We start from the raw sequence: 6,783 nt of genomic DNA on the forward strand, positions 1-6,783 counted from the left end.
GCGCGGACCAGCTCCTGGTCGTCGACGAGAAAGAGCCGGATCGGTCCGTCGGCGGCTGTCGTGGTCACAGGGTGTCTCCTCCTGGGGCGGTGCGTCCACCCGAGCCTAGGCCCTCGGTCGGCTGCGCCGGGATCGTCGCCACGACCTCCCAGCCGCCCCGTCCCTGGGCGCGGGGACCGGCGTGCACCGAGCCTCCCAGCACCTCGACGCGCTCGGCCATCCCCAGGATCCCGTTGCCCTCACCGTCGGCGTCGGGAGCCAGACCCGCTCCGTCGTCGGTGACCCGCACGAGCACGACGGCGGGCGTGCGCAGCACGTCCACGTCGACGGTCGCGTCCGGCCCCGCGTGCTTCATCGCGTTGGTGAGGGACTCCTGCACCACCCGGTAGGCCGCGAGGTTGACGTCTCTGGGCAGGTCGTCCACCCGCCCCCGGACGGCGAGGTCGATCGGGATGCCCGACTGCCGCACCCGGTCGACCAGGTCGTCGAGGTGGGCCAGGCCCTGTAAGGGGGAGTACTCGGCTCCCGAGCCCTCTTCGCGCAGCACCCCGACGAGCCGTCGGGTGTCGGCCAGCGAGGCCCGGGCGGTCTGGCCGAGTGTCTCCAGCGTCTTGGCGGCCTGCTCCAGCGCCGCCCGGTCTGCGCCGATCGCCGGTGGCGACTCGAGGGCGACACGCGCCGCGTAGAGGGCCCCGTCTGCCTGGACCACGACCACCGCCAGGGAGTGGGCGACCACGTCGTGCATCTCGCGGGCGATCGCGGCCCGCTCGTCCTGGGCCGCGAGGCGGGCTCGCTGGGCCTGGTCCCGGGCGAGCGCGCGGTTCTGCGCCTGGAGCCGCGAGACCACCGCCTTGCGCCGGCGGACCACGTCACCACCGATCCAGGCGACGCCGACGAACATGGCCAGGAATGTCATACCGAAGATGGCGCTGGGGAGCCGGTCGAAGCCGGCGCCGTAGGACCAGTCGAAACCAGCCAGGACCGCCCCGACCAGCCCCAGGGCCAGCACGATGCGGGAGTCACGCCGGCTGCCGAAGGCGGCGGCGCTGTAGACCGCGATCGGCACCGCGATGTTGGACCCGTGCGGGTTGCTCGACAGGATCAGCTGGCCCAGGCAGGCGAGCGCGACGGCGAGCGCGACCGGGAGAGGGTGGGTGCGGCGCCAGTAGAGCGGCACCACCATGAGCAGCCCGATGACCAACAGTCCCGTGCCCGTGCCGACGGTGGTGACAAGATTCCACAGCAGCAGCCCGAGGACCAGCGCGAGGTCGGGCAGCCACGGCGAGCTGCGGAAGCCGCCGTTGGTCACGTCCAGCCAGGAGTCGCGGAGGTCGCCGAACCGCCCGGAGCTGCCGGGCTCGGCTCCGGCGGCGGCGTCGCTGCCGTCGCCGGGGGCGGCATCGCCCGGCCGGGGAGGGCCGTGGGGATAGTGGGCAGGGGAAGTCACGTCGTCGACTCTAGGCGCGGGGCGGGGGCAGGATCGTCATGCCAGGGCAGCATCCTGCCCCGGATCCGTGCGACCGGAGTATGACGTGGCGCACCCGGGTGCGCCCGTCCTCACTCCTTGGGCTCCTCTCCCGGCCGGGGCGGGGCGGGCACCTCCAGGTCGAGGTCGTCGGGGTCCGGCGCGCCCGGGATCAGGCTGACGACCTCGCCGTAGCGGGGGACGACGACATTCCAGTCCAGCTCCGTCTCGATGCGCTCGGCGAAGGTGTGCGCGACCTCGGCCTCGCCGTGGGTGAGGAAGAGCGTCTCCGGCGCCTGGTCCAGGTCCTTGAGCCAGTCGAGCAGGTCGGAGGCGTCCCCGTGCACGGAGAACTCGTGGTCGCGGACGATCTCGGCACGGACCTTGATGTAGCGGCCGTTGATCTTGACCGAGTGAGCCCCCTCCTCCAGCGCGCGGCCACGGGTGCCGTGAGCCTGGAAGCCGGTGAGGATCACGCAGTTGCGCTTGTCGGGCAGCAGCCGGGCCAGGTGGTGCAGGACACGACCGCCCTCGGCCATCCCGGAGGAGGCGACGATGATCATCGGGTCGAAGCGCCGGTTGAGCGCGCGGGACTCCTTGGAGGTGTTGGCCTCGATGAGCTTCGGGATGCCGGTGAAGTCCTCCACGGTGATGCCCTCGTGCAGCTCACCCAGGGAGTCGTCCCGGTAGACGTCCAGCACCTTCAGCGCCATCGGCGAGTCGACGACGACCGGCACCTCGGGGATGCGGCCCTCACGCATCTGCTGGACCAGGGTGCGCAACACCGACTGGGTGCGGTCGACCGCGAACGCCGGGATGACGACCAGCCCGCCGCGCTCGATGGTGCGGGTGATGGCCCTGGCCATCTCCTCGTGCTCGACCTCCGGCTCGGGGTGCTCGCGGTCGCCGTAGGTCGACTCGCAGAGGACATATCGGGCTCCCTGAGGGGTGCCGCGGTCCTTGAGGATCGGGTGGTCGTGGCGGCCGAGGTCGCCGGAGAAGAGGACCGAGGTGTCGTCGACGGCCACCCGGATGCTGGCCGAGCCCAGGATGTGCGCGGCGCGGGTCCAGCGGGCGACGACCCCCTCGCCGAGGTCGACATCGGTGTCGACCTCGGCGGTGCGGAAGAGAGGGAGCGTGCGCTCCACGCCGCCCATGTCGAACAGCGGCTTGGGCTCGGCGTGCTTGGACCAGCCGCCCTCCTTGGCCTCCTTGGCGGCCTCTTCCTGCAGCTTGCCCGCGTCGCGCAGGACGATCTCACCGATCGCGGCACTGCCCTCGGTCAGCCAGACCGGACCGGAGAAACCCTGCTCGACCAACGCCGGGAGGTAGCCGATGTGATCGGTGTGCGCGTGGGTGATCAGCACGTCGGTGAGCTCGGAGGGCGGGACGGGGAACTGCTCCCAGTTCTTCAGCCGCCACTGCTTCTCCCCCTGGAAGACGCCGGCGTCGACGAGGATCTTGCGCTCGCCGACGGTGAGCAGATATTTGGAGCCGGTCACGGTCTCGCTGGCTCCGAGGAAGGTCAGGGTCACCGGTCGCGTCGTCATGGTTCCGACCCTGCCAGAGCCCACCGACGGACGCCACCGCCCGCCGGGCCCTGCCCGGCACCGCCGGCGGCGCCACCGGCCCCCGTTCGGTCAGCCTTCGGTGATCTGGCGAAGCATCGCCACGTGCCCGTCGAAGGCCTCCCGGCCGGCGTCGGTGAGCGTGACCCAGGAGACGCGGCGCCGGTCCTGGCGGTCCGCGGAGGCCTGCTTGCTGACGGAGACGTAGCCGACATCGCCGAGCACCTTGAGGTTCTTGGAAAGGGTGACCGGGGTGAGGTCCAGGGTCTCGGCCAGCACCTGGAAGGACAGCGCCTCGACGGGGCGGAGCAGCCCGCACAGGCGCAGCCGCACTGGCGCGTGGATGACCTCGTCGAACGTGGGCGTGCTCATCCGCGCAGCCGCTCGGAGGCCTGCCGGGCCAACGCCCGGAGCCCGAGGAAGAGGGAGGCCCCGGCGACCAGGGCGGGCACCACGACCCACGCGGCGTGGCCGAGCGCGACCAGGCCCAGGCTGACCGAGAACATGAGCAGAACCACGAGCAGCAGCAGACCCATCATCGGCCACTGGCGCAGGCCCGGGGAGCCGTCCTTGCGGCCGGTCTCGCGGCGCGCCAGCTCCAGCAGGACGAGCACGGCGATCAGTCCCACCAGGTAGACCGCGGAGCGGTTCCCCTCGCTGGTCAGGGCTGGGGAAGCCACATACCCGGCACCCACCAGGGCCAGCGCGGGGGCCAGCCAGCCAGGGGCGCGGGTCCTGCGGTCGAGAGTCTCGCAGTCGGCCCGCAGCTGCTCCAGCGAGGCCGCGGCGTCGTCGGGACGGGGCGTCTGGTTGGTGTCCATGGCGTCGACGCTACAAAATACCTTCCTCAAAAGAAAGTCTTTCAGGAAAAGTCACTTTCCAGCCGGTCGTGTGTCAGCGGACGAGCTCGGCCGGCCGGAAGCTGACCTGGAAGGGCTGCCTCGCGGAGGCGGACGAGGAGTTCGACGAGGACGTCCTGGTGCTCGATGCCGGGGCCGGGTCCCACGATCAGCTCACCGTCGATCAGCTGGACGGTCCAGTCGCGCCGCGCCTCGCGATAGGCGTGCAGATCCTCCACCGTGTAGACGCCGACCTTCGTCATGCTGCTCATGAGTCTCATCGTGCCCCTCCACTTCCATGCCGTCCAGCATCGGAACAGCACGGAGCGCTGTCGCAGGATCTGTCCACAGGCGACAGCGACGAGGCCTGCGGGACGAACCGTCTAGATCTCCAGCGCCCGCACGATCGGCACGCCCACGCGGTAGGGGATGTGCAGCCAGCTCGGCGCGTCCACGACCGCTAGATCGGCCCGCTGGCCCACCTGCACCCGGCCGATGTCATCGCGGCGCAACGCCTTCGCCCCACCGACCGTGGCAGCCCGCAGCGCCTCGGCCGGCGTCATCCCCATCTCCCGGACGGCGAGCGCGACCATCAACGGCATGGAGGACGAGTAGCAGGTCCCCGGGTTGCAGTCGCTGGCGATCGCCACGCTCACGCCCGCCTCGATGAGCCTCCGCGCGTCCGGGTAGGGCTGCCGGGTCGAGAACTCCACGCCCGGCAGCAGCGTGGCCACGGTGTCGCTGCCGGCGAGCGCATCCACATCGGCATCGGTGAGGAAGGTGCAGTGGTCGACGCTGGCGGCACCGAGCTCGACGGCGAGCTGCACGCCCGGCCCCTCGGAGAGCTGGTTGCCGTGGACCCGCAGCTCCAGCCCGGCGGCACGCCCAGCCTCGAGGACACGGCGAGACTCGTCCCCGTCGAAGGCGTAGGGGCTCGCCGGCTCGCAGAAGACGTCGACCCAGCGGGCATGGGGCGCGCACGCCTGGAGCATCTCGCCGCAGACCAGATCGAGGTATGCGGCCCGCTCACCTTCCGCACGCCGGTCCGGGGGGACCACGTGGGCACCGAGGAAGGTGGTCTCGGTGGTGACCTCCCGGGCCAGGCGCAGGGCACGCACCTCGTCCTCGACGGTCAGGCCGTAGCCGCTCTTGATCTCGACGGTGGTCGTGCCCTGGGAGCGCATCTCGGTGACGCGCTGCTGGATGAGCCCGCGCAGCTCGAAGTCCTTGGCGGCGCGGGTCGCCTCGACCGATACCGCGATCCCGCCGCCGTCGTAGGGCGTGCCCGACATGCGCGCCGCGAACTCCGCGGAGCGGTCGCCGGCGAAGACGAGGTGGCTGTGGCTGTCGACGAAACCGGGGATGACCGCCCGGCCCTCGAGGCTGACCGACCAGTCCGCGGCAGGCGCCTTGTCCGCAGGCCCGACCCACTCGATCACCGGCGCGGAGTCCTCACCTCCCCCGCCGATGACGACGGCCGCATCCCTGATGACCCCGAGCCCGGCGTGCAGCGGGTCGGTGACGGCCCCCTCGACGGTCTCGTCGCAGGTGACGAGCTCGGCGATGCCGGTGAAGAGCATGCTCACGACTGGTTGCCTCCTGTGCTCACCCCAGCACCGTACCGACCCGGCACCTGACCTTCAGCGGAAGGCCCGGCTGACGGCGCCGCCGATCTGGACGAGGCTGAGCCAGACGAAGAACTTCTGGAGCGGTCGCAGCGGGAGGCCCGCGGCCCGGCGCCAGCCACCGGACCGACGCCAGGAGGTGGAGATCCGCAGCTGCGTCCCGCCGGTGGTGGGGGTGAGGTCGAACTCGGTCGTGACCGGGATGACCACCTTGGCGTCGGGATAGCTGGTGCGCCAGGCCACGTGCGTCGGGCGCACAGCAGCCAGCAGCTCGAGGTGCCGGCGGCGCACCGAGCCCTTGACCTTGACCGGCTTCCCGTCGGGGCGGGCACGCGGCGCCTCGCCCGTCCAGCTGATCCCGACCGCGCCCTCTCCACCCACCCGGTCCTGCTCGCCGTTGAGGTCGACGTTCCCGGTCCCGGCGTCCCACTCGGGCAGACGAGCCGGGTCGACCAGGAAGTCCCAGACCTCCTCCACCGGCGCCGGCACGAAGATCTCTGTAGAGCCGGCGGCTCCGCGCCCCTCTCGCGGGTGCCCGTCCTTGGCACCCGGGCTCAGGTCGTCCAGCCCGGCCGTCACCGCCTGGGGCGTGGTCCCGAGCCTGCCCAGCAGGTCGGTGATGAGACCGCTGGGTTCGACGACGAGCTCGCGCAGGACGGCCTGGGCGCTGCCGTCGGCCTCCTTGCCCGCGCCACGCCCTATCAGGTCCGCAGCCCGCCGGCGGAGCTCGTAGCCGTCGGTCTCGTGGGCGACGATCCGCCCCGGTTCGGGCAGCTCGGCGTGGATGCCGAGCGAGGCGAGCTGTGCGGCGTGCTGCTCCTGGACGGCTGCCCGGGCACGCTCGATCGTGATGCCGAGACCTCGGACCTGAGTTGTGACGTTGCCCCGGATTTTGCGGTAGTGGCCAGCCCTGACCTGCGGCTTCGTGTTGCAGGGTGTGACTAATCACAGGGTCTTGGGTGGGTAGCCTTGCCCGGTGGGCTCGTTCGTGCGCAAGGTGACGACCGCCTCGGGCGCGACAGCCGTGCAGATCATGCACAAGCGCGGACGGCGAGTCCTGGGCATCGACCACGTCGGCTCGGCCCGTACTGACGCCGAGCTGGCGCTGCTGGAGGCGATCGCGCACGAGCGGTTGCACGCCGGCCAGGAACTGCTGCCCCTCGACCCTGGCGGTCCCTCTGCTGCGACTGCGGTCGCGACGGGGATGCAGGCCACGGTCGCCAGCACGTCCTCGCGTGTGCTGTGGCAGGCCCTTGAGCGGGTCTACGCCGACCTCGGCTTCGACG

8 protein-coding genes and 1 pseudogene are annotated in these 6,783 nt (G+C 71.5%); 2 read left to right on the forward strand and 7 right to left on the reverse strand.

Annotated features, from left to right (window positions below):
* Window positions 1-64: 64 nt before the first annotated feature.
* The 7 genes from ACTMMA_RS11715 to ACTMMA_RS11745 form a co-directional block, all read right to left on the reverse strand.
* A complete protein-coding gene (locus ACTMMA_RS11715) occupies window positions 65-1,447 on the reverse strand; it encodes a sensor histidine kinase (protein ID WP_441190311.1) in 1,383 nt (460 codons plus the stop codon).
* Window positions 1,448-1,557: 110 nt separating this feature from the next.
* Window positions 1,558-3,015, reverse strand: a complete 1,458-nt coding sequence (locus ACTMMA_RS11720; protein WP_441190312.1) for an MBL fold metallo-hydrolase RNA specificity domain-containing protein — start codon at window positions 3,013-3,015, stop codon at window positions 1,558-1,560.
* Window positions 3,016-3,105: 90 nt separating this feature from the next.
* Complete coding sequence (locus ACTMMA_RS11725; protein WP_441190313.1) at window positions 3,106-3,405, reverse strand: transcriptional regulator; 300 nt, start codon at window positions 3,403-3,405, stop codon at window positions 3,106-3,108.
* The gene (locus ACTMMA_RS11730; protein WP_441190314.1) at window positions 3,402-3,854 is read right to left on the reverse strand and encodes a hypothetical protein; all 453 of its coding nucleotides are present in this window, start codon (window positions 3,852-3,854) and stop codon (window positions 3,402-3,404) included. The genes ACTMMA_RS11725 and ACTMMA_RS11730 overlap by 4 nt, the downstream gene beginning before the upstream one ends.
* A 41-nt stretch (window positions 3,855-3,895) precedes the next feature.
* Complete coding sequence (locus ACTMMA_RS11735; protein ID WP_441190315.1) at window positions 3,896-4,144, reverse strand: hypothetical protein; 249 nt, start codon at window positions 4,142-4,144, stop codon at window positions 3,896-3,898.
* Between the two features lie 111 nt (window positions 4,145-4,255).
* Window positions 4,256-5,458 (reverse strand): imidazolonepropionase, encoded by a 1,203-nt coding sequence (gene hutI, locus ACTMMA_RS11740; RefSeq protein ID WP_441190316.1) that lies wholly within the window; start codon window positions 5,456-5,458, stop codon window positions 4,256-4,258.
* 54 nt (window positions 5,459-5,512) lie between these two features.
* Window positions 5,513-6,076 carry an SRPBCC family protein gene (locus tag ACTMMA_RS11745; RefSeq protein ID WP_441190317.1) on the reverse strand — a complete coding sequence of 188 codons (564 nt, stop codon included), beginning with the start codon at window positions 6,074-6,076 and terminating at the stop codon, window positions 5,513-5,515.
* Here ACTMMA_RS11745 and ACTMMA_RS11750 point away from each other — a divergent pair.
* Both ACTMMA_RS11750 and ACTMMA_RS11755 read left to right on the forward strand, forming a co-directional pair.
* Window positions 6,029-6,442, forward strand: a complete 414-nt coding sequence (locus ACTMMA_RS11750) for a hypothetical protein (RefSeq protein ID WP_441190322.1) — start codon at window positions 6,029-6,031, stop codon at window positions 6,440-6,442. The two genes, ACTMMA_RS11745 and ACTMMA_RS11750, sit on opposite strands and share 48 nt — an antisense overlap.
* A 31-nt stretch (window positions 6,443-6,473) precedes the next feature.
* Window positions 6,474-6,783, forward strand: a pseudogene (locus tag ACTMMA_RS11755) (IS1634 family transposase); the annotation flags it as partial.

This window comes from Ornithinimicrobium panacihumi (assembly GCF_052073805.1).
GTDB lineage: Bacteria > Actinomycetota > Actinomycetes > Actinomycetales > Dermatophilaceae > Ornithinicoccus > Ornithinicoccus panacihumi.